The sequence below is a fragment of the Thioalkalivibrio sp. ALgr3 genome, assembly GCF_000377325.1.
In the GTDB taxonomy this organism is placed as follows: Bacteria; Pseudomonadota; Gammaproteobacteria; order Ectothiorhodospirales; family Ectothiorhodospiraceae; genus Thioalkalivibrio.
This window is the reverse complement of record NZ_KB897984.1, coordinates 38,273-63,579: the sequence shown is the minus strand read 5'-3', so window position 1 is coordinate 63,579 and position 25,307 is coordinate 38,273. Positions and strand designations below refer to the sequence as shown.

At 68.3% G+C, this 25,307-nt stretch carries 21 protein-coding genes; 12 read left to right on the top strand and 9 right to left on the bottom strand.

Annotation, left to right across the window (positions count from 1 at the left end):
* Positions 1-43: 43 nt before the first annotated feature.
* From C998_RS0110085 to hpnD, 3 genes are read right to left on the bottom strand one after another with little or no spacing between them, the layout of a single operon-like run.
* Positions 44-850: an SDR family NAD(P)-dependent oxidoreductase gene (locus tag C998_RS0110085; protein WP_018870745.1), complete on the bottom strand. Its 807-nt coding sequence runs from the start codon at positions 848-850 to the stop codon at positions 44-46.
* Positions 847-2,211, bottom strand: a complete 1,365-nt coding sequence (hpnE, locus tag C998_RS0110080) for a hydroxysqualene dehydroxylase HpnE (protein WP_018870744.1) — start codon at positions 2,209-2,211, stop codon at positions 847-849. Before hpnE ends, C998_RS0110085 begins: the two co-directional genes overlap by 4 nt.
* 6 nt (positions 2,212-2,217) lie before the next feature.
* Positions 2,218-3,072 carry a presqualene diphosphate synthase HpnD gene (hpnD, locus tag C998_RS0110075; protein WP_018870743.1) on the bottom strand — a complete coding sequence of 285 codons (855 nt, stop codon included), beginning with the start codon at positions 3,070-3,072 and terminating at the stop codon, positions 2,218-2,220.
* Between the two features lie 124 nt (positions 3,073-3,196).
* On the opposite strand from hpnD, the gene hemN reads away from it, so the two are divergent.
* On the top strand, positions 3,197-4,591 hold the full coding sequence (hemN, locus tag C998_RS0110070; RefSeq protein WP_018870742.1) for an oxygen-independent coproporphyrinogen III oxidase: 1,395 nt from the start codon (positions 3,197-3,199) through the stop codon (positions 4,589-4,591).
* A 256-nt stretch (positions 4,592-4,847) separates the two neighbouring features.
* On the opposite strand, the gene wrbA is transcribed toward hemN, so the two are convergent.
* The 4 genes from wrbA to C998_RS0110050 form a co-directional block, all read right to left on the bottom strand.
* Positions 4,848-5,468, bottom strand: a complete 621-nt coding sequence (gene wrbA / locus C998_RS0110065; RefSeq protein WP_018870741.1) for an NAD(P)H:quinone oxidoreductase — start codon at positions 5,466-5,468, stop codon at positions 4,848-4,850.
* 91 nt (positions 5,469-5,559) lie between these two features.
* Positions 5,560-8,358 (bottom strand): EAL domain-containing protein, encoded by a 2,799-nt coding sequence (locus tag C998_RS0110060; protein WP_018870740.1) that lies wholly within the window; start codon positions 8,356-8,358, stop codon positions 5,560-5,562.
* A 49-nt stretch (positions 8,359-8,407) separates the two neighbouring features.
* Positions 8,408-8,800: a DoxX family protein gene (locus C998_RS0110055; RefSeq protein ID WP_018870739.1), complete on the bottom strand. Its 393-nt coding sequence runs from the start codon at positions 8,798-8,800 to the stop codon at positions 8,408-8,410.
* A 34-nt stretch (positions 8,801-8,834) separates the two neighbouring features.
* Entirely contained in the window at positions 8,835-9,767 is a 933-nt protein-coding gene (locus C998_RS0110050) for a phosphate/phosphite/phosphonate ABC transporter substrate-binding protein (protein WP_018870738.1), read from the bottom strand.
* 286 nt (positions 9,768-10,053) lie between these two features.
* Here C998_RS0110050 and C998_RS0110045 point away from each other — a divergent pair, with 286 nt between their 5' ends.
* Both C998_RS0110045 and C998_RS0110040 read left to right on the top strand, forming a co-directional pair.
* A complete protein-coding gene (locus tag C998_RS0110045; protein WP_018870737.1) occupies positions 10,054-11,136 on the top strand; it encodes a hypothetical protein in 1,083 nt (360 codons plus the stop codon).
* On the top strand, positions 11,133-11,942 hold the full coding sequence (locus C998_RS0110040) for an OmpA family protein (RefSeq protein ID WP_018870736.1): 810 nt from the start codon (positions 11,133-11,135) through the stop codon (positions 11,940-11,942). The genes C998_RS0110045 and C998_RS0110040 overlap by 4 nt, the downstream gene beginning before the upstream one ends.
* Here C998_RS0110040 and glnD read toward each other — a convergent pair.
* Both glnD and map read right to left on the bottom strand, forming a co-directional pair.
* Positions 11,875-14,580, bottom strand: coding sequence for a [protein-PII] uridylyltransferase (gene glnD, locus C998_RS0110035; protein WP_018870735.1), 2,706 nt, complete (start codon positions 14,578-14,580; stop codon positions 11,875-11,877). The two genes, C998_RS0110040 and glnD, sit on opposite strands and share 68 nt — an antisense overlap.
* A 31-nt stretch (positions 14,581-14,611) precedes the next feature.
* Complete coding sequence (map, locus tag C998_RS0110030; RefSeq protein ID WP_018870734.1) at positions 14,612-15,397, bottom strand: type I methionyl aminopeptidase; 786 nt, start codon at positions 15,395-15,397, stop codon at positions 14,612-14,614.
* Between the two features lie 213 nt (positions 15,398-15,610).
* On the opposite strand from map, the gene rpsB reads away from it, so the two are divergent.
* The 9 genes from rpsB to bamA all read left to right on the top strand — a co-directional run bounded on the left by rpsB (position 15,611) and on the right by bamA (position 25,264).
* The gene (rpsB, locus tag C998_RS0110025) at positions 15,611-16,375 is read left to right on the top strand and encodes a 30S ribosomal protein S2 (RefSeq protein WP_018870733.1); all 765 of its coding nucleotides are present in this window, start codon (positions 15,611-15,613) and stop codon (positions 16,373-16,375) included.
* Between the two features lie 63 nt (positions 16,376-16,438).
* A complete protein-coding gene (gene tsf, locus C998_RS0110020) occupies positions 16,439-17,308 on the top strand; it encodes a translation elongation factor Ts (protein WP_018870732.1) in 870 nt (289 codons plus the stop codon).
* Positions 17,309-17,412: 104 nt separating this feature from the next.
* Positions 17,413-18,147 carry a UMP kinase gene (pyrH, locus tag C998_RS0110015; RefSeq protein WP_018870731.1) on the top strand — a complete coding sequence of 245 codons (735 nt, stop codon included), beginning with the start codon at positions 17,413-17,415 and terminating at the stop codon, positions 18,145-18,147.
* Positions 18,144-18,701 carry a ribosome recycling factor gene (gene frr / locus C998_RS0110010; RefSeq protein WP_018870730.1) on the top strand — a complete coding sequence of 186 codons (558 nt, stop codon included), beginning with the start codon at positions 18,144-18,146 and terminating at the stop codon, positions 18,699-18,701. The genes pyrH and frr overlap by 4 nt, the downstream gene beginning before the upstream one ends.
* Before the next feature lie 12 nt (positions 18,702-18,713).
* A complete protein-coding gene (gene uppS / locus C998_RS0110005) occupies positions 18,714-19,466 on the top strand; it encodes a polyprenyl diphosphate synthase (RefSeq protein WP_018870729.1) in 753 nt (250 codons plus the stop codon).
* Entirely contained in the window at positions 19,459-20,286 is an 828-nt protein-coding gene (locus C998_RS0110000; RefSeq protein ID WP_018870728.1) for a phosphatidate cytidylyltransferase, read from the top strand. The genes uppS and C998_RS0110000 overlap by 8 nt, the downstream gene beginning before the upstream one ends.
* 41 nt (positions 20,287-20,327) lie before the next feature.
* On the top strand, positions 20,328-21,530 hold the full coding sequence (ispC, locus tag C998_RS0109995) for a 1-deoxy-D-xylulose-5-phosphate reductoisomerase (RefSeq protein WP_018870727.1): 1,203 nt from the start codon (positions 20,328-20,330) through the stop codon (positions 21,528-21,530).
* Positions 21,527-22,891 carry an RIP metalloprotease RseP gene (gene rseP / locus C998_RS0109990; RefSeq protein WP_018870726.1) on the top strand — a complete coding sequence of 455 codons (1,365 nt, stop codon included), beginning with the start codon at positions 21,527-21,529 and terminating at the stop codon, positions 22,889-22,891. Before ispC ends, rseP begins: the two co-directional genes overlap by 4 nt.
* A gap of 39 nt (positions 22,892-22,930) precedes the next feature.
* Positions 22,931-25,264 (top strand): outer membrane protein assembly factor BamA, encoded by a 2,334-nt coding sequence (gene bamA / locus C998_RS0109985; RefSeq protein WP_018870725.1) that lies wholly within the window; start codon positions 22,931-22,933, stop codon positions 25,262-25,264.
* Positions 25,265-25,307: the final 43 nt, after the last annotated feature.

Genomic DNA, 25,307 nt, shown 5'->3' with positions numbered 1-25,307 from the left:
GGGAGCGGTAGGAGGCCGGCCCCCCGGCCGATCGGGGCCGGAATCAGCCGTCGTAATCCGGGGGCAGGGGGCGGATCGGGAGGTGGCCTTCGAGGCGCAGGTTGTGGCCGGTGACGGCCGGGTCGCCGGGGTCGAGGAAGTAGAGATACGGGCCCACGGTGTCCTCGGGCGCCGGCAGGCTGGCCGGGTCTTCGCCGGGGTAGTGCGCGCGGCGGAAGCGGGTGCGCACCGGGCCGGTGTCCACGCCGTTGACGTGGATGAAGCCGCCTTCGTGACGGTGTTCGCGGTGCAGGATCTCCAGCAGGCTGTCCTGCGCCGCCTTGGCCATGCCGAAGGCGCCCCAGTAGGCGCGGCTGGCGTCCTGGGTGGAGATCACCAGACTGCCGATCGGGCTGGCTTCCAGCAGCGGAATGACGGCCTGCACCAGGAAGAACGGCCCGTTCAGGTTGGCGTTGACGACCTTGAACCACAGTTCCGGGTCGTACTGCTTCAGCGGGGTGAGGGTGCCGGCCCACCCGGCATTGAGGACCACGCCGTCGAGCCGGCCGAGCGAGTCGCGGATGCTCTCGGCCATCTCGCCGTAATCCTTGACCGTGGCCCCCTCGTGGTTGAGCGGGTAGATCGCCGGCTGCGGGTGCCCGGCGGCCTCGATGGCATCGTACACGCGCTCCAGGCCCTTGATGTCCTTGTCCAGCAGGACCACCACGGCACCGGCGGCGGCGCAGGCCTCGGCGACCTGGCGCCCGATGCCGTCGGCCGCGCCGGTCACCAGGATCACGCGGTCGGCAAAGGCGCCGGGTTCGGGCCGATAGTCGATCAGCTTCGGGATGTCGAGCGGGGTGTCGGTCAAGAGAGGTCCTCCATGAGCAGATGCGCCGATTCTAAACCGGAGCGCACCGCGGCTTCGAGGGTGGATGGCAGGCCGGGGATCAGATAGTCCCCGGCCAGGACCACGCCCGGGCGGGGCGTGCGTGGCTGTGGGCGGCGGGCGTCGACCCCGCAGCGCGCGTCGAAGGTGGCGCGGCGTTCGCAGACCGCGTGACGCGCGACCGGGGTGTCCAGTCCGGGCACGCAGCGTGCGAGTTCGTCGGCCACCGTCGCGCAGCGGGTGTCGGCGTCCATCGGTGCGGCATCGTCGGCGGCCGAGGTAACCACGGCCACCCATTCCGGATGCCCGGCGACCCGGCGCGGCACCGCCCACTGGCCATACTGCCCCAGCAGGCCGAGCAGCGGCGGCAGTTCCGCCGGGAGCGGGTGCGGATAACGCAGGTATACGGTGCAGATGCTGCGCGCACCCAGTTCGTTGATGCGGTCGCGGGTGTCGTCCAGATCCTCGTCGGGCGGGAGCAGCCCGGCGGCCGCCGCCGGGGTGGTGGCCAGGATCACGGCACGTGCCTCGATGCGTTGGCCCCCGCGATCCTCCAGCGTGACCGGCGATGCCCCCGAACCGGTCGGGTCGGGTGCCCCGGGTGCCCCGCGTGCCGTGATCCGCCGGACGCGTCGCCCGAGGTCGATCGTGGCGCCGTGCTGGCGCAGTTCGGCGACCGCCGGTTCCGGGTAGATCGCCCCCAGCGGCTGCGCCGGCAGCAGCAGGCGAGCCGCCTCCGGGCCGTGGGTCAGGGCCTCACGCAGCACCTCGCGGAACACCCGCGCCGAGGCGCTGCGCAGCGGGGTGTTCATGATCGCCAGGCACAGCGGCTCCCACAGGCGTTCGATCAGCGCGGGCGGCTGGTGGTGGTACTGCAGCCAGGCGCGCACCGGTCGGTCCTGATGCAGCGGGCCGTGCAGCAGGCCGACCGCACCCAGGGTGGCGCGCAGCCGTACGCCCAGCGGTTCGGTTTTCAGGGCGGCGTACAGCGCGCGGCCCAGCGCCGGCAGGCGCGGTGAGGCGGGATTTAGGCGCAGGGCCTCGGTGCCGTCGGCGGCACGCAGTTCCAGACCGAAGGGCAGGGCGTGGAAGGCCTGCTCCGGGTCGACGCCCACCGAGCGGATCTGTGCCAGCGCCGCTTCGCAGGCGCCCACCAGGATGTGCTGGCCGTTGTCCAGTGTAGTCCCGTCCAGGGTCAGGCTGCGGGCGCGGCCGCCGGCCACCGCTGCGCTGTCCAGCAGGTGCACCGGGTGGCCGGCGCGCGCCAGCGCGAGCGCGGCGGTGAGGCCGGCCCAGCCGGCCCCGACCACCGCCACCGGACGGGCGTCGGGCGCGACGGACATGGGAATTCAGCCGCGCCGGCGTTCGCGGCGCAGGCGGCGGTAGGTGCGCCAGGCGATCCACAGCTTGCGCAGCGGGGTCAGGTGCACCCGGTGTTCCAGCACGCGGTAGCCGTCATCGGCGATCTCGTCCAGCAGGCGGCGGTAGATCGCGGCCATGATCAGGCCCGGGCGCTGGGCGTAGCGGTCCGCGGCCGGCAGTTCGGCTTCGGCCTTGTCGTAATAGCGCCGGGCGCGTTCGGCCTGCTCCGCGAACAGCGCGCGGTGGCGGTCGTCGGTGAGGTTGCGCTGGAACTCCTCCGGGCGCACGCCGTGTTTCTGCAGCTCGTCCATCGGGATGTACACCCGCCCGCGCATCGCGTCCTCGTGGACGTCACGCAGGATGTTGGTCAGCTGCAGGGCCATGCCGAGGTCGTGGGCGTACTTGAGCGTGCCGCGCTCGGTGAAGCCGAAAATGTGCGCGGAGAGGATCCCGACCACGCTGGCTACGCGGTAGCAGTACAGCGACAGCGTGGTGAAATCGGGGTAGCTGTCGTAGTCGAGATCCATCTGCATGCCGTCGATGATCTCGTCGAAGTACTCGCGGCCCAGGTCAAAGGGGGCCAGATGCGGCTGCAGCGCGCGGGTGATGGGGTGCTGCGGGTCGCCGTCGTACAGCCGTTCGATCTCGCCGCGCCACCAGTCCAGCTTGGCGCGGGCCACGGCCTCCTCGCTGGTCTCGTCGACCACGTCGTCCACCTCGCGGCAGAAGGCGTACAGCGCGGTGATCGCGCGACGGCGGTCGTCTTCGAGGAAACGGAAGGCGTAGTAGAACGAGGAGCCGCTCTTTGCGGCCTTTTCTTCGCAGTATTCGTCGGGTGACATGGTTTCTCGGGGCCGGGCCGGATGTGCGCGCAGAGGCTAGCATAAGGCGGGTTGGGTGACCTGCCTCAAGCCCCGGGGTGCGGCCCGGGGGTATCATGGGCTGGTCCGCCCACAGGAGTCCCCGATGGAACAGAGCCTGATCTTCGACCGCGAGATGCTGCAACGCTACGACGTCAGTGGCCCGCGCTACACGTCCTATCCCACCGCGCCGCAGTTCCACGAGGGGTTCGACGATACCACCTATGCGGTACAGGCCGAGCGTTCGCAGGCCGATGGCGTCACGCGTCCGCTGTCGCTGTATGTGCACGTGCCGTTCTGCGACACGGTGTGTTTCTACTGCGCCTGCAACAAGGTGGTGACCGGCAATTACGAGCGCGCGCGCAGCTATCTGGACTATCTGGATCAGGAAATCGCGCTGCAGGGGCGGCTGTTCCACCCGGAACGCCCGGTGGAACAGCTGCATTTCGGTGGTGGCACGCCCACCTACCTGAGCGATGCCGATCTGGATCGGGTGATGGATTCGCTGGGTCGCAACTTCAACCTGGCGGACGGGCCGGAGCGCGAGTTCTCCATCGAGATCGACCCGCGGGCGCTGCGCGAGGGCACGTTGCCGCTGCTGGCCGAGCGCGGTTTCAACCGCATCAGCCTGGGGGTGCAGGACTTCGATCCGGACGTGCAGCAGGCGGTCAACCGCGTCCAGCCGTTCGAGGTGACCGCCGGGGCGATCGAACAGGCGCGGGCCTGCGGCTTCGGCTCGACCAACGTCGACCTGATCTACGGGCTGCCGAAGCAGACGGTGGAGACCACGCGGCGGACCCTGGAGCAAACCCTCGAGCTGCGGCCGGAGCGGCTGGCGATCTACAACTACGCGCATCTGCCGGAGCGCTTCAAGGTGCAGCGCCAGATCAACGAAGACGAGCTGCCCTCGGCGGCGGAGAAGCTGGCGATCCTGGAGACGACCATCGGCATGCTGACCGATGCCGGTTATGTGTACATCGGCATGGATCATTTTGCCCTGCCGGACGACGAGCTGGCCCGCGCCCAGCGCGCCGGCACGCTGCAGCGCAATTTCCAGGGCTACTCCACGCGTGCCGACTGCGACCTGGTGGCGATGGGGCCGACCGCGATCGGGCGTATCGGCGATACCTACAGTCAGAACGTGCGCGAGCTGGAGCAGTACTACGCGCGCCTGGATGCCGGGCGCCTGCCGGTGTTCCGCGGCATCGTGCTGTCGGATGACGACCGTCTGCGACGCGAGGTGATCACCGACATCATGTGTCATTCGCATCTGGATTTCGGCCGGGTGGAGGCCCGCCACGGGATTGATTTCCGCGACTATTTCTCCGCCGAGCTGGAACGGCTGGCCGAGATGGAACAGGACGAACTGGTGCGCGTGGGCGAGCGCGAGCTCGACGTGCTCCCGCGCGGGCGCATGCTGCTGCGCAACGTGGCCATGGCCTTCGATGCGTGGCTGGACCGGCCGGAGGCCGCCCCGGTGAAATACAGCCGCGTGGTGTAGGAGGCCGGCCCTCCGGCCGATCCGGACCTGGTGGGTTGTCGGGGCTCGATCGGCCAGGGGGCTGGCCTCCTACCGGTCGGGCCCGGTCTGGTGCCGGATCGGATCGGCCAGGGGGGTGGCCTCCTGCGGGGCGGGCCGGGTCTGGTGCCCGGTCGGCCAGGGGGCTGGCCTCCTGCGGGGCGACTCCGGCCCCGGTAGGAGGCCGGCCCTCCGGCCGATGGGGCCGGGTTCTGGTGCCGGGTCGGCCAGAGGGGGGTCAGCCGGCGGACTGGCCCAGTTTCTGGGCGCGGGCGACTTCGGCGACGTGGCGGCCCTGGGATTCGGCCATGCCGAGTTCGGCCTCGGTGGGCTGGCGGCTGCCGTCGCCGTCGGCCAGGGTGGTGGCGCCGTAGGGCGTCCCGCCGCTGATCTGGCCCATTTCCAGCAGGCGCTTTTCGGTGTACGGCAGGCCGACGATGGTCATGCCGAAGTGCATCAGGTTCACGATGGTGGAGACCAGGGTGGTCTCCTGGCCGCCGTGCTGGCTGGCGGTGGAGCCGAACACGCTGCCGATCTTGCCCACCAGGCGGTCGTTGAACCACAGCGAGCCGGTCTGATCCAGGAAGTTCGCCATCTGTGCGGCCATGCGCCCGTAGCGGGTGGGTGTGCCGATGATGATGGCGTCGTAGTCGGCCAGCTCCTCGGGGCGGGCGATTTCGGCCGGCTGGTCGAGCCGGGCGCCGGCATTGCGGGCGACATCCTCGGGCATCAGTTCGGGCACGCGCTTGATGGTGACCTCGGTGTCGGCGACGCCGCGGGCGCCACGCGCCTCGGCTTCGGCCATCTGCTCGATGTGGCCCCAGGTGGAGTAGTACAGCACGAGTACTCGGGTGGTCATGGCGGGTCCTTTCTTGGGGGGATATTTCCCCAAGGTTAGATCCTGACCAGCCGAATGAAAATCGCCATTTTGGCGATTGATTGTTCGATTTTTACGAATCGTTTTCGCCGGAGTCCGGGGCCAGCGGCTCGCCGGTGCCGGCGAGGGCCTCGACGGTTTCGATGGTTGCGGGACGGCCGTACAGAAAGCCCTGGAAGTGCCAGCAGCCCAGGTGCATCAGGAACGCGCGCTGGTCTTCGGTCTCCACGCCTTCGGCGATCACGTCCAGACGGAGGGTGTGGGCGAGGTTGACCACCATCTCGGCGATGGCGGCGTCATTGGGGTCGTCGAGGACGTCGCGCACGAAGGACTGGTCGATCTTGAGCTGGGACAGCGGCAGTTGCTTGAGATAGGCCAGCGACGAGTAGCCGGTGCCGAAGTCGTCCAGGGCGAAGCCGATGCCCAGCTCGCGCAGCCGCTGCATGTTGTCGATCGCGTGGTCGATGTCTTCCAGCAGCATGCTCTCGGTGATCTCGAGCTTCAGCCGGTGGCCCGGCGCGCCGGTGGCCTCCAGCAGGCCGGCGAGTTCGGCGACGAACGTACCGTGGCGGAACTGGCGCGCGCTCACGTTCACCGACAGGGTCAGGTCGCGCAGGGCGGGGTCGTGTTTCCACTGCGCCAGCCGCCGGCAGGCCTCCTCCAGGACGCGCTGGCCGATGGGTACGATCAGCCCGGTCTGCTCCGCGACCGGGATGAATTCGCCCGGCGAGACCCAGCCGCGTTCCGGGTGCGCCCAGCGCAGCAGGAGTTCGGCCCCGACCGGGCGGTCGTCGCTGTTGACCTGCAGCTGGCAGTGGACCTCGAACTCGTCTCTGCGCAGGGCTTCCCGCAGCTCGGTCTCGAGCTGGAAACGGGCTTCCACCGCGCGGTGCAGCTCGGGGTCGTAGAAGCGCACGGTGTTGCGCCCGGCGTTCTTGGCCCGGTACATCGCCAGGTCCGCCTGCTTGAGCACTTCCTGCACGCCGAGGTGGTCGCCGCTGAACAGGGTCGCGCCGATGCTGGGGCTCACGTGGCGGTCCTGGCCGCCGATCGGGAACGGCTCGCGCATCAGCTCGATCAGCTTGCGCCCCACCGCCTCGGCCTGGGTGGCGGCGCGATCCTGGTCGGCGTTGAGGTCGTTGAGCACGAGGACGAATTCGTCGCCGCCCAGGCGTGCCAGCGTGTCGGCCTCGCGGGTGATGGTGCTCAGCCGGGCGGCGACCTGCTGCAGCAGTTCGTCGCCCACCGCGTGGCCGAGGGTGTCGTTGATGTCCTTGAAGTTGTCGAGGTCGAGGAACAGCGCCGCGCCGTGCAGGCCGGTCCGGTGCGCATGCGCCAGGGACTGACGCAGACGGTCGTGCAGCAGCGTGCGGTTCGGCAGGTGGGTGAGGTTGTCGAAGAACGCGAGGCGCCGCACTTCTTCTTCCGCCCGCTTGCGGTCGCTGATGTCCATGATGGTGCCGAACAGCGCGATCACGCGACCACGTTCGTCGCGCCGGGTGCTGGCGAACACGCTGACCCAGCGGGCATTGCCTTCGCGGGTGCGCAGGCGGATCTCTTCGGCAAAGTCGCGGTCCTGCTCGCCCTGCATCAGGGTGCGGCAGACCTGGTCGGCCTCCGCTTGGTCCTCGGTGGCCACGAATTCGCACAGGCTGCGGCCGAGGCTCTCGTCCAAACTGAAGCCGGTCAGCTTCTCCCAGGCGGGGTTGAGCAGGGTCCAGCGGCCCTCGGCGTCGGTGCGGAAGATCACCTCCGAGATGTTGTTGACGACCTCCTCGTAGCGCGACTCGGTCTCGTGCAGGGCGTCGGCGGCCTGGCGATGGGCGGTGATGTTGAGGGTCAGGCCGCGCAGTACCGGCTCGCCGCGGTCGTCGGCCGCCCAGGACAGGATGTCGCGCAGCCACATCCAGTGGCCGTTGCGGTGGCGGAAGCGGTAGTCCACCGGCCGCGGCCGTTCCGCGGGGTCGCGCGTGGCCTCCCGGACGCGGGGCAGGTCCTCCGGATGGATGCGGCGGACCCGCAGCCCCGGCCGGGCCAGGCGCTCGACCGGGTAGCCCAGCAGTTCGCGGGTGTCGCCGGCGACGAACTCCCAGTATCCGGTATCCGGGTGCGATTCCCACAGGATGGCGTCGGCGCCGCCCAGCATGGACTCCAGGCGCGCCACCGAACGGTTGAGCCGGAGGTTCTGCTGCTGGATCTCGCTCTGGGTGTTTTCCAGATGGGCGGCGACGTTGTTGAACGTGCGGGCGAGATCGCCGAATTCGTCGTTGGAGGTGACCTTCAGGCGATATTCGAGATTGCCGCGCTGCAGGGCCTGGCCGCCCAGGTTGAGCAGCCGCAGCCGGCGGGTCACGATCAGCGCGAAGAGGGTCCCCGCGGCCATGGACAGGGCCAGCACGCCCAGGGCCAGGGCGATGTTGCGGTGCAGCAGGTCGGTGGCGAGGGCGTCGATATCGTCGGTGGAGTACTCGACGTGGATCGTCCCGAGGTGCTGCCCGGCCAGATCCACCGGGATGCCCATTTCCAGGGTGCCGGGTTGCTGGCGCAGGCCGTCGTGTTCGGGAAGGCTGTCGGGCACCGAACCCACGTCGGCCATGCGGCGGCCGTCCGCGTCTTCGACCACCGCGTAACGCAGGGTCGTGTCCTGCTCCAGGTCGTCCAGCAGCTCCTGCAGCATGCCGGGGTCGGCGTAGGCCAGACCGGGCCCGACGGCAGAACTGAGCAGACGGCCCTGCTGGTCGGCGAAGCGTTCCAGCACCTCGGCCTGGTTGTCGCGGATAAGCGAGGTTCCGCTGGCCATCAGCACGATGACCATCACGGCCTGGATGGCGACCGTGCCGATCGCGATCTGCGCGGCGAAATTCAGGCGCATGGCATCACGCCCGGTCACGCGTGCAGAGCAGGCCGCCCGCCAAGAGGTCTCAGCTCCGGTTGACCGAGTAGCGCCCGGGGCCGGTGAGCGCCAGGGCGACCGCCGCGAACAGGAACATGCCCTGCAGTTCCAGGGCCCAGCCGCCGTGGGCGGTCAGGTCGGTCAGTTCGTGGGCATGGGCCAGGGCGATGGCGACCACCATGTTGATCGCGATCAGCACCGCGCCGATGCGCGAATACAGCCCGAGGATCACCAGCACCGGGGCCAGGACTTCGCCGATGTAGACGCCCCAGGCCACGAACGCGGGCAGGCCGGCGTCCACGACCATGGATTCGATGCCGCCGATCCCGCCGAGGATCTTGTCGATCCCGTGCAGCAGGATGAGGACCCCCAGCGCGAGGCGCAGGATCAGTTTTCCGGTGTCGTCGAGCATGCTGTCCATGGTGTCCCCCGTTGTGGTTCGAGTGGTGGCGGATTCAGTGGTCCGTACCCGCCGGGTCGTCGCTGTCGGGAAGGACAAAGCCCGGATCCGGCAGCGGCATCATGTCCGGGATGGCGTCCGTGTCGAAGGCTTTAAAGCCCCGATGGCCGATGCGCCCCAGGCGTTCGCGCCCCTCCGGCGTGTCGCTCAGCGCGATCAGCTGTCCGGCCAGCTCAGCGGTGGCCGGCAGGCGGTCCTCGCGCGCCAGGATGACCGCACCCGGGAAGCGCGGCGTGCGCATCAGCATGCGCACCAGTTGGCCGTCCCGCAGGGAGATCAGGCGTTCCCGGTCCGGGTCACGCGTTTCAGGACGTGCGGAACCCGCCTCGTCATCCACCACCATGATCGCAGCATCCGCAAGGCCGCGCTGCAGCGCGTCCAGGGCGGTCTCGTGATGGGAATAATAGAGGTACTCGGGCGGATTGTCCGCCAGTGGCAGATCCAGCAGATAACGCACGGCCACGGTGCCCATGCTCAGGCGCGGCGGGGCGGCGATGGTGTGCCCGGCCAGGTCCTGCACGGAGTCGATCGGGGAATCGACCGGCGTCACGATCCGCGCGGAGAGGCGGTGGGTGGCCGCGACCAGCGGGCGGTAGTCGCCGTGCGTGCGGGCGCGCCGGGCCAGGTGGGACCCGGTGAGCACCAGATCGTAACGGCCCGCATCGGTTCGCCCGAGGAAGGTTTCGAAATTGCGTGCGGTCTCGATGCGCACTTCGCGTTCGAGGGTCTGCGACAGCCAGTCCCGCAACGGTGCATAGCGCTGAAACAGGGTCCCGGGGCTGGCGAACGGCAGGATGCCGAGGGTCACGGGGTCGGCATCCGGCGCGGGTTCTTCCGCGGTCTGCGCGGTGGCGGGGAGTGCGGCGGCCATGCTCCCGAGCAGCAGGACCAGGGTCAGGATCAGGGGCAGGTTGGTGCGGCCTGGCATCGGGCCCTCCCGGGGCAAATCTGTCCTCAGGGTAGCGTTTCTGGCGGCGCTTTGCCGTCCGCCGGCGATCGGCGTCCCACGGCCTGACGGATTGTTGACGGTGCGGGCTCGGGATGGAGCCGCGGGCGCCTCCGACGGTGTCGGAAGGTCGACGTTTGTCGGGACGACGTCCGTGCGCGCGGGGCCTGCGACGGGTGGCCCTGATATTGCTTCCTGATCCGGGGAGTCGGCATGGCCATGGCGCCGCGGGCGTTTCCCGGGCGCCGACACCCGGACAGGAGCAAGCATGACACAGTGGTTGAACGGACTGGCGAGCGCCCTGCTGGGGACGCTGGAGGCGCTGACGCCGATGACCGTGATCGGAGCGTTTTCCCTCGGCCTGCTGGTCCTCGCCGGCCTGGCGCTGGCGGGCATGGCGCTGGGCCGGATGACGCGGCTGCAGGCGGCGGCCCCGGCACTGCTGACCACGCTGGGGATCCTCGGGACCTTCCTCGGGGTGGCGATCGGGTTGCTGGACTTCGATGCGGCGCGGGTCGAGGCCTCGGTGCCGGCGCTGCTGGAAGGGCTGAAGCTGGCGTTCGTTACCAGCATCGTTGGCATTGCGCTGGCGGCCCTGTTGCGCCTGCTACAGGTGCTGCGGCCCGAGCCCGCCGCCGCGGATGATCCGGACGCGGCCGGGGGCACGGGGGCCGCGGGCGGCAACGGGTTGCCGCAGGACCCGGCCCTGGTGCCGGATCTGCTGCGCGAACAGCGCGATGCGATGCAGGCGGTGGCGCAGCGGCTGGAGGCCATGGACCGCGGCCTGGAGGAGCGTCAGCAGCGCCAGCATCGCGAGACCCTGGAGGCACTGGACGGGCTTGCGGAGCGCATGAGCGAGATGAGCAGCGGCCATCTGGTGGCGGCGCTGGAGCAGGTAATCCGCGACTTCAACACGCGCCTGGGCGAACAGTTCGGCGAGAACTTCCGCCGCCTGGATGCCTCGGTGGGTCGCCTGCTGGAATGGCAGGGGCAGTACCGCGACCAGATGGAGGAACTGCGGCGGGCGTTCGATCAGGCGCGCGAGGGCATAGAGCACTCCGGCGCCAGTCTGGAGAAGCTGACCGATCAGGCCTTCCGCATCACGCGGCACGTGGAGGATCAGGATGCGACGCTGTCCAGCCTGCGCCGCGAGACGGTGGAGCTGGAGGCCCTGCTGGGATCCATCGCGGCGCTGCGGGATCGTGCGACCGAGGCCTTCCCGGCGATGGACGCGCGTCTGGAGGGCATGCTGGAGAGCCTGGAGAACGCGATTGAGGCGGGACAGGCCGCGCAGGCGCGCTGGTCCGCGACCGAAGGGCGCAGCATGGCGGCCGCCGGGGGGCGCTCGTGATCCTGCGGCGGCTGTTTGCGCGGCGGGCGCGGGCTGCGGGGGAAACGCCTTCCGAGCAGGGTTCGCAATGGCTGGCGGTGGCCGACCTGATGGCCGCGCTGATGATGATCTTCCTGTTCATTGCGGTGCTGCACATGGTGCAGGTGGAGCGCTCGCAGGCGGCCCACGAGGAAACCCGCAGCGAGGCGCTGGCGCTGCGCGACGCGATCCACGCCGCGTTGCTGGACGAATTCGAGGAGGACCTGGAGCGCTGGAACGCGGAGCTGGACCGCGAGGATCTGACGCTCAGCTTCCGCGAGCCGGAGGTCCTGTTCGAGCAGAGTTCGGCGGCGATCCGGCCGCGCTTCGAGGCCATCCTGGAGGATTTCATGCCGCGTTATGCCGAGCGTCTGCGGCCGTTCGCCGGGGTCATCCGCGAGGTGCGCATCGAGGGCCATACGTCCAGCGAATGGGCCGGGGCGGAAGACGCGCGCGAGGCCTATTTCGCCAACATGGACCTGAGTCAGCGGCGTACGCGTTCGGTGCTGGAATACGCCTGGGGTCTGGAGCGCGTGCGCGGCGAGGACTGGTTCCGCGAGCGCGTCGCGGCGGTCGGCATGTCGTCCTCGCGCCGGGTGCTGGATGAGCGCGGACGCGAGGATCGCGAGGCCTCAAGGCGGGTGGAATTCAGCGTGCTGACGGATTTCGAGTCGCGCCTGCTGGGCGAGTCGGGCGCGCCGGGAGCCCCGGACACGGGAGTCATGCCGGTCCCGCGTCCCCTGCATTCGGGCCCGCATTCGAACTCGGGGGCTCCGACTCCCGGATAGCCTCCAGCAGGGCCGCGCGCAGGCGCTCGCGTTCGGCCGCGGTGAGCGGCCGGCGGTCGCTGCCGGTGAGGGTGAAGCTGTCCTCGACCTGTTCCCCGGCGGTGGCGATGCGCGCGGTGCGGATGTCGGTGTCGTGCTCGGCCAGCACATGGCCGACGGTGGACAGCAGGCCGGGGCGGTCCAGCGCGCGGATGCGCATGCGTGTGGCACCGCCCGGCGAACCTTCCTCGAATTCCACCCGGGTGTCGACGTCGAAATGCTTCAGCCGCCGCGGCAGCTGGCGCTGCACCGGGGCTGCGCCGCCCGCGCCTTCGCGCAGCGCCCGGTTGAGGGTCGCGCAGATCTCCTGGGTGCGGTAGCCGGATTCGACGGTCTGTCCGGCGTTCTCCAGCACCAGAAAGGTGTCCAGGCTGTGACCGTCGGCGGTACTGATGATGCGGGCGTCGACGATGTCCAGCCCGAGCTGGGCGAGGGCGGCGGTAGTCCGCGCGAACAGGCGCGGGTGGTCCTCGGCATAGACGAAGACCTCGGTGCTGCCGCGCGAGGTGCGCGGGCGGACCAGCACCAGGGGCAGGTCCTCGAGGTCGTTGTTCAGCAGGGCCTGGGTGTGCCAGGCGATCTCGTCGGGCGAATGGCGCAGGAAGTATTCGTCATCCAGGCGGCCCCACAGCACGGCGGCATCTTCCCCGCCAATGCCCTGCGGCGCCAGCAGTTCCAGGGTCTCGCGGCGGGTCTGGCGGATCTGTTCCTCCATGTCCGGCGGCCGGTCGAGCCCGCGGTCGAGGACGTTGCGCGTAGCGTGGTACAGCGTCTGCAGCAGGGAATCCTTCCAGCTGTTCCACATCTCCGGGTTGGTTCCGCGGATGTCGGCGATGGTCAGCAGATAGAGGAAATCGAGGCGCTCCGGCGAGCGCACCTCGCGGGCGAATTCCATCACCACGTCGGGGTCGGAGATGTCGCGGCGCTGGGCGGTCAGGGACATCAGCAGGTGCGAGCGCACCAGCCAGGCGACCAGCGCGGCGTCCGCGTCCGACAGCCCGTGCTGCTGGCAGAAGTGCAGCGCGTCCTGTGCGCCCAGCTCCGAGTGATCGCCGCCGCGGCCCTTGGCGATGTCGTGGAACAGCGCGGCCAGGACCAGGCGTTCGGGGCGTTCCAGGCCGGCGTGGATCTCGCTGGCCAGCGGGTGTTCGTGGGCGAACTCGGGCAGCGCCAGGCGGCGGGCGTTGCGCACCACGTGCAGGGTGTGTTCGTCGACCGTGTAGACGTGGAACAGGTCGTACTGCATGCGCCCGATGATGCGGCCGAAGGCGGGCAGGTAGTTGCCCAGCACGCCGTAGCGGTTCATCCGCCGCAGCTGGCTGGTGATGCCGCGCGGGGCGCGCAGGATCGCCATGAACAGCTCGCGGTTGAGGCGGTTGCGGCGGAAGTGGCCGTCGATCAGGTGCCGGTGGGCGCGGATCAGGCGCACCGTGGAGGCGCGGATGCCCTGGATCTCCGGGTGCTGCTGGAGGATACGGAAGACTTCCAGCAGGGCCGGCGGGTAGATCATGAAGACCTGGTCGTGGGCGACTTCCAGATAGCCGCCGCGGACCTGAAAGCGGGGATGGATGCGTTCGGGCTGCTGGAGCTGCTCCGGGTCATCCAGGATCGCCTCGTTGAAATGCTGCAGCAGCAGTTCGTTCAGGCGCTCCAGGTCGTTGATCGTGCGGAAGTAGCGCTGCATGAACTGCTCGACCGCCCGGTTGTGGTTCTGGTCGACGAAGCCGAAGGTGCTGGCGAGCTGACGCTGCAGGTCGAACAGCAGGCGGTCCTCGCGCCGGCCGGTGAGCATGTGCAGGGCAAACCGCACCCGCCAGAGGAAGTTCTGCCCCTCCACCATTTCCTGGAACTCGCCCTCGCGCAGAAAGCCGAGCGAGACCAGCTCCTCGATCCGTTCCGCGCCGAAGTGGCGCTTGGTCACCCAGCCGATCATCTGGATGTCGCGCAGTCCGCCGGGGCCTTCCTTGACGTTGGGTTCCAGACGATAGGCGGTTTCGCCGAAGCGGCGATGGCGGGCCTGCTGTTCGGCCAGCTTGGCGGCATAGAAGCTGCGCGAATCCCATACGCGATCGGCTTCGATCGCGGCGCGAAAGTCGTTGAAAAGGGTCAGGCTGCCGCTCAAATAGCGCGATTCGATCAGGTTGGTGACCACCGTGATGTCGTCGCGGGCCTCGCGGGTGCAGTCCTCGATGCTGCGTACGCTGTGGCCGACCTCGATGCCGATGTCCCAGAGGAAGGTGACGAACTCGCCGATGCGTTCGGAGCGCGTGGCGTCATGTTCGCCCGTCACCAGGATCTGGATGTCGATGTCGGAGGCCGGGTGCAGTTCGCCCCGGCCGTAGCCGCCGACCGCCACCAGACACAGGTTCGGATCGGCGGCGAGGCCGAACTGGGCCCAGATCAGGCGCAGGAGGTCGTCGATCCGGCGGGCGTGGCCGAAGATCAGATCCTCGATCGCCACCCCTTCATGGAAGCCCCGGTACTGCTGTTCCACGATCCCGCGGCGATATTCGCGGAACCGCGCGATGTCACCGGGGTGGCGGCTGAGCTCCCGGTAGTCCGCGCTGCTGTCGGTCAGGGCGGGTTCCGTGTTGGCCATGCGCGCCTCCGGGGCGGTGTCGGGATGGATGTCAGGCGGCCACTTCCTGCGGCGGGGTCTCATCCTTGCGCAGGGTCAGGATCTCGTAGCCGTCCTCGGTCACCAGCAGGGTGTGTTCCCACTGGGCCGAGGGACTGCGGTCCTTGGTGACCGCGGTCCAGCCGTCGGCCAGGACTTTCGTGTGGCGCTTGCCGGCGTTGACCATGGGTTCGATGGTGAAGCACATGCCGGGCTCCAGCACCATCCCGGTCCCGGGCTTGCCGTAGTGCAGCACCTGCGGATCCTCGTGGAAGCCGCGCCCGATGCCGTGGCCGCAGAACTCGCGCACCACCGAGCAGCGCTGCTTCTCGGCGTAACTCTGGATCGCGTGGCCGATGTCGCCCAGGGTCGCGCCGGGGCGCACCTGCTGGATGCCCAGGTACATGCCGGTGCGGGCGACGTCGATTACCCGCTGCGCCTGGATGCTCGGCTTGCCGACCGTGAACATGCGGCTGGTGTCGCCGTGGAACCCGTCCTTGATCACCGTGACGTCGATGTTGACGATGTCGCCGTTCTTGAGTGTGCGATCCCCGGGGATCCCGTGGCACACCACGTGGTTGACCGAGGTGCACACCGATTTGGGGAACCCGCGATAGTTCAGCGGTGCGGGCGTGGCCTGCTGCTCGTTGACGATGTAGTCATGGCAGATCCGGTCGAGCTCGCCGGTGGTGACGCCGGGGACGACATGGGGCTCGATCATCTCCAGCACTTCGGCGGCCAGACGGCCCGCCACGCGCATGTACTCGATTTCTTCCGGGGTCTTGATGGTGACGGACATGGGGTCTCCGGACGCGGCATGACGGGCCGCGCGTGCTTGGTTCGAATAAGCGTTCTATGCTATAAAGCGCGCGCTTCGCTGGCAATTGAGCGGAGACTTGCAACCTTAATCCACACACGTATCGACACGGTCTGTCGGGTGCTGGTTCGCGCGAGCGGGCCGGTTTCAGGCCGGGATGCGTGGAGGCCCAACCCGTACAACAGGAGAACACTCATGTCCCTCGTGACCATGCGTCAGATGCTGGAGGCCGGCGTCCATTTCGGCCACCAGACCCGTTACTGGCATCCCAAGATGGCGCCGTACATCTTCGGCGAGCGCAACAAGATCCATATCATCAACCTGGAAAAGACCCTGCCGATGTTCAACGACGCGTTGAACTTCCTCGGCAAGGTCGCGGCCGACGGTGGCCAGATCCTGTTCGTCGGCACCAAGCGCTCCGCGCGCGACGTCGTCGCCGAAGAGGCCCGCCGCTGCGGCATGCCCCACGTCACCCACCGCTGGCTGGGCGGCATGCTGACCAATTTCAGCACCGTGAAGCAGTCGATCAAGCGTCTCAAGGATCTCGAGACGATGGACACCGACGGCTCCTTCGACGTGCTGAACAAGCGCGAGGCGCTGTCCCGCCGTCGCGAGAAGGACAAGCTCGATCGGAGCCTGGGCGGCATCAAGGACATGAACCGCATGCCGGATGCCATGTTCGTGATCGACGTCGGTTACGAGCGCATCGCGGTCAACGAGGCGAAGAAGCGCGGTATCCCGGTGGTCGCCGTGGTCGACTCCAACAATCCGCCGGACGGCGTGGACTACGTGATCCCGGGCAACGATGACGCGATGCGCGCGATCCAGCTGTACGTCGCCGCAGTCGCGGACACCATCATCGAGGCCAAGGGCACGATGACTACCGCCGCCGGCGAAGAGGCGTTCGGCCAGGCCGAAACGGCCGAAGCTGCCGAGGCTTCGGCCGCCGACCAGGCTTGATGAAACCGGCCGGCCGCGATCCGCGCGGCCGGCCCCGCAAGAATTCTTCAGGAGTTGATTCCGATGGCAATCAGTGCTGCCCAGGTTAAGGAACTGCGCGAACGCACCGGCGCAGGCATGATGGAATGCAAGAAGGCCCTCACCGAAACCGACGGTGACCTCGAGGCCGCCGTGGAGGCCATGCGCAAGTCCGGCATGGCCAAGGCCGACAAGAAGGCCGACCGCGTGGCCGCCGAGGGTCGCGTGGAGATCGTCAGCGAAGGCAACCGCGCGGTGATCGTGGAAGTGAACTGCGAGACCGACTTCGTCGGCAACGACGACAACTTCCGTGCGTTCGCCACGCGCTGCGCGCAGACCGCGCTGAACACCGAGGCCACCGACGTGGATGGCCTGATGAACGAAGAAGTCGAGGGCGAGAAGCTGGAAGAGCATCGCACCCAGCTGGTGGCCAAGGTCGGCGAGAACGTGCAGGTCCGCCGTTTCGAGCGCCTCAACGCCGAGGGTTCGCTGGGCGCCTACCAGCACGGCGCACGCATCGGCGTGCTGGTCGCGCTGGACAAGGCCGACGACGAGCTGGCCAAGCACATCGCCATGCACATCGCGGCCCAGCAGCCCGTGTGCGTGGACGAGGACGAGGTCCCGACCGAGATGCTCGACAAGGAACGGGCGATGTTCAAGGCCCAGGCCGAGGAATCCGGTAAGCCGGAGAACATCATCGAGAAGATGATCGAAGGGCGCATCCGCAAGTACCTCGGCGAGATCACCCTGGTGGGTCAGGCGTTCGTGATGAACCCGGACCAGACCGTGGGCGACCTGCTCAAGGAAAAGGGCGCGAAGGTCACCGGCTTCGTGCGTTACGAAGTGGGCGAGGGTATCGAGAAGAAGAGCGAGAACTTCGCCGAGGAAGTGATGGCGCAGGCCCGCGGGGCCTGAGCCGGCCGGGCCGGATCCTGCGGGGTCCGGCCTGCCCGTAACAAGCAGCATTTCAGGATTAATACCACTCCGATCCCGTCAGCCAGCCCGAGAAAAGGAACCCGATGAGCCAGGACACGCAGCCCGCCTACCGACGCATCCTGCTGAAGCTGAGCGGGGAGGCCCTGCTGGGGGAACATCATTACGGTGTCGATCCGGCGGTGCTGTCGCAGGTGGCCGAAGAGGTCTGCGAACTCTCGCGGCGCGGGGTCGAGGTGGGTATCGTCATCGGGGGCGGCAATATCTTTCGTGGCGCCGGGCTGGCCGAAGGCGGCGTGGACCGCGTGACCGGCGACCACATGGGCATGCTGGCCACGGTGATCAATGCCCTGGCGCTGCAGGACGCGATCGAGCGGGCCGGGCGCTTCTGCCGGGTGATGTCGGCCATCCGCATCAACCAGGTCTGCGAGGATTACATCCGTCGGCGCGCCGTGCGGCACCTTGAAAAGGGCCGGGTAGTGGTATTTGCCGCCGGCACCGGGAACCCGTTCTTCACCACCGATTCCGCGGCCAGTCTGCGGGCGATCGAGATCAATGCCGATCTGATGATCAAGGCCACCAAGGTGGACGGGGTGTACGACGCGGATCCGTTCACACAGACGGACGCACGGCGTTTCGACAAGCTCACCTACGACGACGCACTGGAGCGCCGTCTGGGCGTGATGGACACCACCGCACTGGTGATGTGCCGCGACAACGAGCTGCCGATACGAGTCATGAACATGTTTGCGAAGGGGGACCTGCAGCGCCTGGTGATGGGCGAGGCGGTGGGAACCCTGGTCGAGGGGTCCAGGCAATGACAGATGCGACGATCAAGGATGCGCGCGAGCGCATGGACAAGACGCTGGAATCGCTGCGCACGGAACTGGGCAAGATTCGCACCGGGCGCGCGCACCCCAGCCTTCTGGATCACGTGCACGTGGAGTATTACGGCACCGAGGTGCCGATCAACCAGGTGGCCAACGTGAATGCCGAGGATGCCCGCACGCTGGCGGTGCAGCCCTACGAGAAGGACATGATCGGCAAGATCGAAAAGGCGATCATGACTTCCGATCTGGGGCTCAACCCGTCGTCCCAGGGGATGGTGATCCGCGTGCCGCTGCCGGCGCTGACCGAGGAACGGCGGCGCGAGCTGGTCAAGGTGGTCAAGTCGGAGGCCGAAGGGGCGCGCGTGGCCGTGCGCAACATCCGGCGTGACGCCAACAATACCTTCAAGCAGCAGGTGAAGGACAAGGCGATCTCCGAGGACGACGAAAAGCGCGCTCAGGACGAGATCCAGAAGCTGACGGATGATCACATCGCGCGCATCGACAAGATGCTCGCCGACAAGGAAAACGAGCTGATGGAGGTCTGACGGCCTCCGATCATGCCGGATCCGCACCCGAACATGAGTGCCGAAGCCGTGCTGCCCGCCCATGTGGCGGTGATCATGGACGGCAACGGCCGCTGGGCCGAGGCGCGTGGCCAGCCCCGGGCCGCCGGGCACCGTGAAGGCCTCGGCGCGACCCGGGAGGCGGTCCGCTATTTCGGCGAGCGCGGGGTCACCGCGCTGACCCTGTTTGCCTTCAGCAGCGAGAACTGGCGCCGTCCGCGGGACGAGGTGGAGGCGCTGTTCGAGCTGTTCATCACGGCGATCGAGGGTGACCTCCCGGAACTGCTGGAGCGCGGCGTGCGTCTGCGTTTCATCGGCGAGCGCGCACGTTTCCCCGAGGAACTGCAGCAGCGCATGCAGGAGGCCGAGCGCCGGACCGGTGACAACCGGGGTCTGGAACTGGTGATTGCGCTGGGCTATGGCGGACGCTGGGACGTGCAGCAGGCGGCGCTTCGCTGGGTGCGCGAGCAGGGAGACGGTGCGCGCAGCGACGACGAGATCGGTCTGGAACGCTATCTCAGTACCGCAGGCCTGCCCGACGTGGATCTCCTGATCCGCACCGGCGGCGAGCAGCGGATCAGCAATTTTCTGCTGTGGCAGGCGGCCTACGCGGAACTGCTGTTCATCGATACCCTGTGGCCGGACATGACCCGCGAGAATTTCGCCGCCGCGCTGGAATGGTATGCCGGCCGGCAGCGCCGTTTCGGGGGCGTTCCGGGGACGCAGGGCGAGGCGGTGGATGCTTAAGCAGCGCGTGATCACGGCCAGTGCGCTGGGGTTGCCGGCGCTGGCGCTGATTGCCTGGGGCCCGGCGTGGGCGGTGCTGATCCTGGTCGCCGCGACCCTGGGCCTGGCGGCCTGGGAGTGGGGCGTTCTGGCGCGGCTTCGGGGTGCCGCAATGCTGGTGCCCTGGACCGTGCTGGCGGTGGCCGGGATTGCGCTGCCGACCCTGGCGGGCAGTGAGCACCTGGAGCTGACGGGGGTGATCCTGGGCGTGGCGCTGTGGGCGGCGGCGGCCTTTGCGCTGCCGTTCTATCACGCGGATACGGCGTCGGAGGCGGTCTGGCGTCCCTTGCTGCGGGCCAGCGGGTTGCTGATGGTCCTCGCCGCGGGTGTATCCATCCTGGCGCTGCATCGTCTCGAACCGTTGCTGGTGGTCTATCTGATCGTACTGATCGGGCTGGCGGATACCGGGGCGTATTTTGCGGGTCGGCGCTTCGGCCGCACCGCGCTGGCGCCCGAGATCAGTCCCGGGAAGACCCGCGAGGGCCTGATGGGGGGCATGGGCCTGGTGTTCGTGTTCGCGGTGATCGTGGCCGGGGCCGCCGATCTGGATCCGATGGATGCCCTCCCGTTCGTGCTGCTGTCCATCGTGACCGGGCTGATCTCGGTGGTGGGCGATCTGTTCGAAAGCATTCTCAAGCGCCGTGCCGGGGCCAAGGACAGCGGTTCCTTGCTGCCGGGGCACGGCGGTATTCTGGATCGTGTGGACAGCCATCTTGCGGCGGCACCAGTGCTGGCGGGCGGGCTGTACTGGCTGCAGCTGTGGCCGGTACCCGCAGCCTGATGGTTTCCGGGGCACCACGCCCCGACCTCCGGGAGCATTCCATGAACAAGCAACAGATCACCATCCTCGGCTCCACCGGCTCCATCGGACTCAGCACCCTGGACGTGGTGGCGCGCCAGCCGGAACGCTTCTCGCTGTACGCGCTGACCGCGCACCGCAATGTCGAGCGGATGGAGGCGCAATGCCTGGAGTTTCGCCCGCGGGTGGCGGTGATGGTGGAGCCGGAGGCGGCGGAGAGCCTGCGCGACCGCCTGACCGCTGCCGGCTGCGAGACCGAGGTGCGCGGCGGTGCGGAGGCGCTGGTCGAGGTCTGTCGCGCGCCCGAGGTGGATGCGGTGATGGCGGCGATTGTCGGCGCCGCGGGCCTGCTGCCGACCCTGGCGGCGGCGGAGCACGGCAAGCGGGTGCTGCTGGCCAACAAGGAAGCGCTGGTGATGTCGGGGGCGTTGCTGATGGATGCCGTCGGGCGCTCGGGCGCGCGGCTGTTGCCGATCGATTCCGAACACAATGCGATCTTCCAGTGCCTGCCCAACGGCTACACCTGCGCCGATCCGGTGAGCCCGCACGGGGCCAGCCGGATCTGGCTGACGGCCTCCGGCGGGCCGTTTCGCGAGCGCTCGCTGGAGACCTTCGGCGAGATCACCCCGGACGAGGCCTGCGCCCACCCCAACTGGGACATGGGTCGCAAGATCTCGGTCGACTCGGCGACGATGATGAACAAGGGGCTCGAGCTGATCGAGGCCTGCTGGCTGTTCGCGGTGCCGCCGACGAGCATCCAGGTGGTGCTGCATCCGCAGAGCATCGTGCACTCCATGGTGGCGTATGAAGACGGCTCGGTGCTGGCGCAGATGGGCAACCCCGACATGCGCACGCCGATCGCCCATGCGCTGGCGTGGCCGGAACGCATGTCCTCCGGTGTACAGGCACTGGACCTTCTCAGCATGGGGGCGCTGGAATTCTCCGAGCCCTGCGAGACCCGTTATCCGGCCTTGCGCCTGGCGCAGCGCGCGCTGGAGAAGGGGGGCACGGCCACCGCGGTGCTGAACGCCGCCAACGAGATCGCGGTTGAGGCCTTCCTCGCGGGCGAGCTGGCCTTTGATGCGATCCCGGCCCTGATCGAGGCGACCCTGGAGGGGATGGAGCCGGAACCCGCGGAGACGCTGGAAGTCGTACTGGGTGCCGACGCGCGGGCGAGAGCGCACGCGCGGGACTGGCTGGACATGCGGAGGCGTGAAGCGGTGTGACGGGATTTCTGACCAGTCTGCTGGCCTTTGTCGTGGCGATCGGGGTGCTCGTCACGGTGCACGAGTACGGCCATTTTCTGGCGGCCCGCCTGATGGGCGTGAAGGTCCTGCGTTTTTCCGTGGGCTTCGGGCGGCCGTTGTGGTCGCGGCGTTTCGGGCGTGATCGGACCGAATTCGCGATCGCCTCCATCCCTCTGGGCGGCTATGTGAAGATGCTCGACGGTCGCGAGGGCGAGGTGCCGGCGGACGAGGAACACCGCGCGTTCGATCGCCAGGGACTGGGGGCGCGGACGTTCGTGGTGTCCGCCGGCCCCGCGGCGAACTTCCTGCTGGCGATCGCGGTGTTCGCGGTGATGTTCATGATCGGCGTGGGCGGCGTGCGCCCGGTGGTGGGCGAGATCACCCCGGGATCGCCGGCCGCGGAAGCGGGCCTGGAGCGGGGCGAGGAGATCGTGCGCATCGCCGGGCGCGAGGTCGGGGACTGGGAACAGGCCAACCTGCGGCTGCTTGACCACGCGGTGCGGGGTGATACGGTGCCGCTGATCGTCCGCGATGCCGACGGTCGCGAGATCGAACGCAGCCTGGATCTGTCGGCCCGCGCCGAACTGCTGGGCGAGGGACAGTTCCTCGACCGCCTGGGCGTGGCGCCGTACCGGCCGCAGCTGGAGCCCGTGATCGGCCAGGTCGAATCCGGTTCGCCGGCCGATCGCGCCGGGCTGCAGCCCGGGGACCGGGTGGTCGCGATGAACGGCGACGGCGTCGCGGACTGGAATGCCTGGGTCGAGCGTATCCGGGCCAGCGCCGGGAGCGAGCTGTCCGTCACGCTGGAACGCGACGGGGTGCGGCAACAGGTGACGCTGACCCCCGAGCCGGTAGAGGCCGAACAGGGTACCATCGGGCGGATCGGGGCCGGCGTGGATCCGGATCAGCCGGCGATGCGCGAGCTGAGCGTGATCGTGCGCCAGGGGCCGGTGGAGGCTGTCGGTTCCGGCGCGGTGCGGACCTGGGAGGTCACGACCCTGACCCTCGGGATCCTCTGGCGCATGGTGACCGGCGAGGCCTCGGTCAAAAATATCAGCGGACCGGTTACCATAGCCGAGTTTGCCGGCACGTCCGCGGTCATCGGGATCTCCGCCTTCCTCGGTTTTCTCGGGATCGTCAGCGTGTCGCTGGGGATTATCAATCTGCTGCCCATCCCGATGCTCGACGGCGGGCACCTGCTGTACTACGCGGCGGAAGCCGTGAAGGGGAGCCCGGTGTCGGAAAAGACCCAGATCGTGGGCCAGCAGATCGGGTTGCTGATGATCGCGGCATTGATGATCCTCGCCTTCTACAACGACTTGACACGGTTGTTCGGCTGACCGGAAACGGGACCGGACGCCCTCCACTTGGCGGACAGCATGGCGCGACAAAGCTTGAAAGGATGGGCCCTGCTCGGCCTGGTGACCCTCGCGGGGCCGGCCTGGGGGCAGGCCTATCAGATCGAGGACATCGAGATTGAAGGGCTGGAACGCATTACCGCGGGGACGGCTCTGAGCTATCTCCCGGTGGAGGTGGGTGACACCTTCGATGACAGCCAGACGCCGGAGGTGATCCGCGAGCTCTTCCGCACCGGCTTTTTCGACGACGTGGAGCTGGCGCGGCGCGGTGACGTCCTGGTGGTGATCGTTTCCGAACGGCCGGCGATCAACGAGATCCGCTTCTCCGGGAACAACGACATCCCCGACGAGGCGCTGGAGGAGGCACTGGAATCGGTGGGCCTGCGCAGCGGGCGGGTGTTCAACCGGACGCTGCTGGAGCGCATCGAGAACGAGATCCGCGAACAGTATTTCGCCCGCGGACGCTACAACGTGCGCATCGACGTCGACATCGTCGACCTGGCGCGCAACCGGGTGGATGTCGACATCGACATCACCGAAGGGCCGCAGGCGAAGATCCGGGGCGTGAACCTGGTCGGCAACCAGGCGTTCGACGACGGCGATCTCAAGGGTGATTTCGAATCGGGGATCCCGCGCTGGTGGCAGTTTTTCTCCAGCCGTGATGACTATTCCCGCGAGAAGCTCTCCGGCGACCTCGAGACCCTGCGCTCGCGCTACCTGGATTCCGGCTTTCTCGAGTTCGACGTGGATTCCACCCAGGTCACGCTGTCGCCCAATCGCGAAGACCTGTACATCACCATCAATGTCGACGAGGGCGAACCCTATACCCTGACCGGCACTTCGCTGGCCGGTGATTTCGTCATCCCGGAGGAGGAACTCGAGGGTCTGATCGAGGTGGATCTGGGCGCGCCGTTCTCGCGCAGCCAGGTCACCGAGTCGGCGGAGCGCATGGCGGAACGCCTGGAGCGCGAGGGTTATGCCTTTGCCAACGTCAATCCGGTGCCGGATGTCGACGAGGACAGCCGTGAAGTCACGGTGACGTTCTTCGTGGACCCCGGTCCCCGGGTGTACGTGCGGCGGATCAACATCTCCGGCAACGAGAACACCCAGGAGAGCGTCTACCGCCGCGAGCTGCGGCAGATGGAGTCGTCCTGGTACAACGGGGCGCTGATCGAGCGCTCGCGGATCCGCCTGCAGCGGCTGCCGTTCGTTGCCAGCGCGAACGTGGAAACGCGGCGGGTGCCGGGCTCGGACGACGAGGTCGATCTCGACATCAGCGTGACCGAACGCCAGTCCGGCGCGCTGTCCATCGGCGCCGGGTATTCGCAGAACCAGGGGTTGCTGCTGTCCGGCTCGATCTCGCAGGACAACTTCCTCGGCACCGGCAACCGGTTTTCCACGGAGATCAGCACCTCCGACGTGAACCGGGTTTTCCGCATGAACCTGACGAACCCGCATTACACGCCGGCCGGGGCCAGCCGCGGTTTCTCGGTGTTCTACCGCGAAGTGGACGCCGAAGCGGCGAACATCTCGCGTTATTCCACCGACCGCTACGGGTTCAACGTGACCTACGGGATCCCGCTGTCGGAGGTGGACCGGGTGCGCATCCGGCCGGGATTCGAGCACATTGCGGTCAATACCGTGGACCACACCGGCGGGCGTACGGGCACGCCGGTGGAGATCCGCGACGAACTGGACGAGTTCGGTGACACGGCCAACCTGGTCAAGCTGGAGACCAGCTTCATCCACGACACGCGGGATTCGACGACCTTCGCCAGCGAGGGCCGGCGGCACCGGATCGGGATGGAGCTGGCGATTCCCGGCAGTGATCGCGAGTTCTACAAGCTGACCTATTCCGGCGAGGAGCTGTTCCGCCTGAGCGAGCGTTTCAGCTTCTCCGTTTCCGGAGGCATCGGTTACGGCGACGGGTTCGGCAGCGACGAACTGCCGTTCTTCGAACGGTTCTTTGCCGGCGGGATCCAGTCGGTGCGCGGCTACGAGGCCAACCGTCTGGGCGACCTGCGGCCGCTGCGCAACGGGCAGCCGGCCACGCGCGACAGCAACGATGATCCCTATGGCGGGCGCCTGCGGACCACGGTGTCCGGCGAGCTGTTCTTCCCGGCCCCGTTCGCCGCGGATAACGATGCGATCCGCATGAGTACCTTCGTGGACGCCGGCAACGTGTTCAACGAGCCGGGCGATTTCGACGTGGGCGAGCTGCGCGCGGCGGCGGGACTGGCGCTGACCTGGTTCTCGCCGGTGGGGCCGCTGAGCTTCAGCGTGGCCGAGCCGCTGAACGACGAGCCGGGTGACGATACCCAGAGCTTCCAGTTCCAGCTGGGCGCGGGCTTCTGAACGAGCACAACCGCAGTGACAAGCACGGGGGCGGCAATGCCCC

Bases quoted from the DNA above. Each gene is read 5' to 3' on its own strand.
- hpnE (WP_018870744.1), bottom strand. From the start codon at position 2,211: ATGTCCGTCGCGCCCGACGCCCGTCCGGTGGCGGTGGTCGGGGCCGGC.
- hpnD (WP_018870743.1), bottom strand. From the start codon at position 3,072: ATGTCACCCGACGAATACTGCGAAGAAAAGGCCGCAAAGAGCGGCTCC.
- hemN (WP_018870742.1), top strand. From the start codon at position 3,197: ATGGAACAGAGCCTGATCTTCGACCGCGAGATGCTGCAACGCTACGAC.
- wrbA (WP_018870741.1), bottom strand. From the start codon at position 5,468: ATGACCACCCGAGTACTCGTGCTGTACTACTCCACCTGGGGCCACATC.
- C998_RS0110060 (WP_018870740.1), bottom strand. From the start codon at position 8,358: ATGCGCCTGAATTTCGCCGCGCAGATCGCGATCGGCACGGTCGCCATC.
- C998_RS0110055 (WP_018870739.1), bottom strand. From the start codon at position 8,800: ATGGACAGCATGCTCGACGACACCGGAAAACTGATCCTGCGCCTCGCG.
- C998_RS0110050 (WP_018870738.1), bottom strand. From the start codon at position 9,767: ATGCCAGGCCGCACCAACCTGCCCCTGATCCTGACCCTGGTCCTGCTG.
- C998_RS0110045 (WP_018870737.1), top strand. From the start codon at position 10,054: ATGACACAGTGGTTGAACGGACTGGCGAGCGCCCTGCTGGGGACGCTG.
- glnD (WP_018870735.1), bottom strand. From the start codon at position 14,580: ATGGCCAACACGGAACCCGCCCTGACCGACAGCAGCGCGGACTACCGG.
- map (WP_018870734.1), bottom strand. From the start codon at position 15,397: ATGTCCGTCACCATCAAGACCCCGGAAGAAATCGAGTACATGCGCGTG.
- rpsB (WP_018870733.1), top strand. From the start codon at position 15,611: ATGTCCCTCGTGACCATGCGTCAGATGCTGGAGGCCGGCGTCCATTTC.
- tsf (WP_018870732.1), top strand. From the start codon at position 16,439: ATGGCAATCAGTGCTGCCCAGGTTAAGGAACTGCGCGAACGCACCGGC.
- pyrH (WP_018870731.1), top strand. From the start codon at position 17,413: ATGAGCCAGGACACGCAGCCCGCCTACCGACGCATCCTGCTGAAGCTG.
- frr (WP_018870730.1), top strand. From the start codon at position 18,144: ATGACAGATGCGACGATCAAGGATGCGCGCGAGCGCATGGACAAGACG.
- uppS (WP_018870729.1), top strand. From the start codon at position 18,714: ATGCCGGATCCGCACCCGAACATGAGTGCCGAAGCCGTGCTGCCCGCC.
- C998_RS0110000 (WP_018870728.1), top strand. From the start codon at position 19,459: ATGCTTAAGCAGCGCGTGATCACGGCCAGTGCGCTGGGGTTGCCGGCG.
- ispC (WP_018870727.1), top strand. From the start codon at position 20,328: ATGAACAAGCAACAGATCACCATCCTCGGCTCCACCGGCTCCATCGGA.
- bamA (WP_018870725.1), top strand. From the start codon at position 22,931: ATGGCGCGACAAAGCTTGAAAGGATGGGCCCTGCTCGGCCTGGTGACC.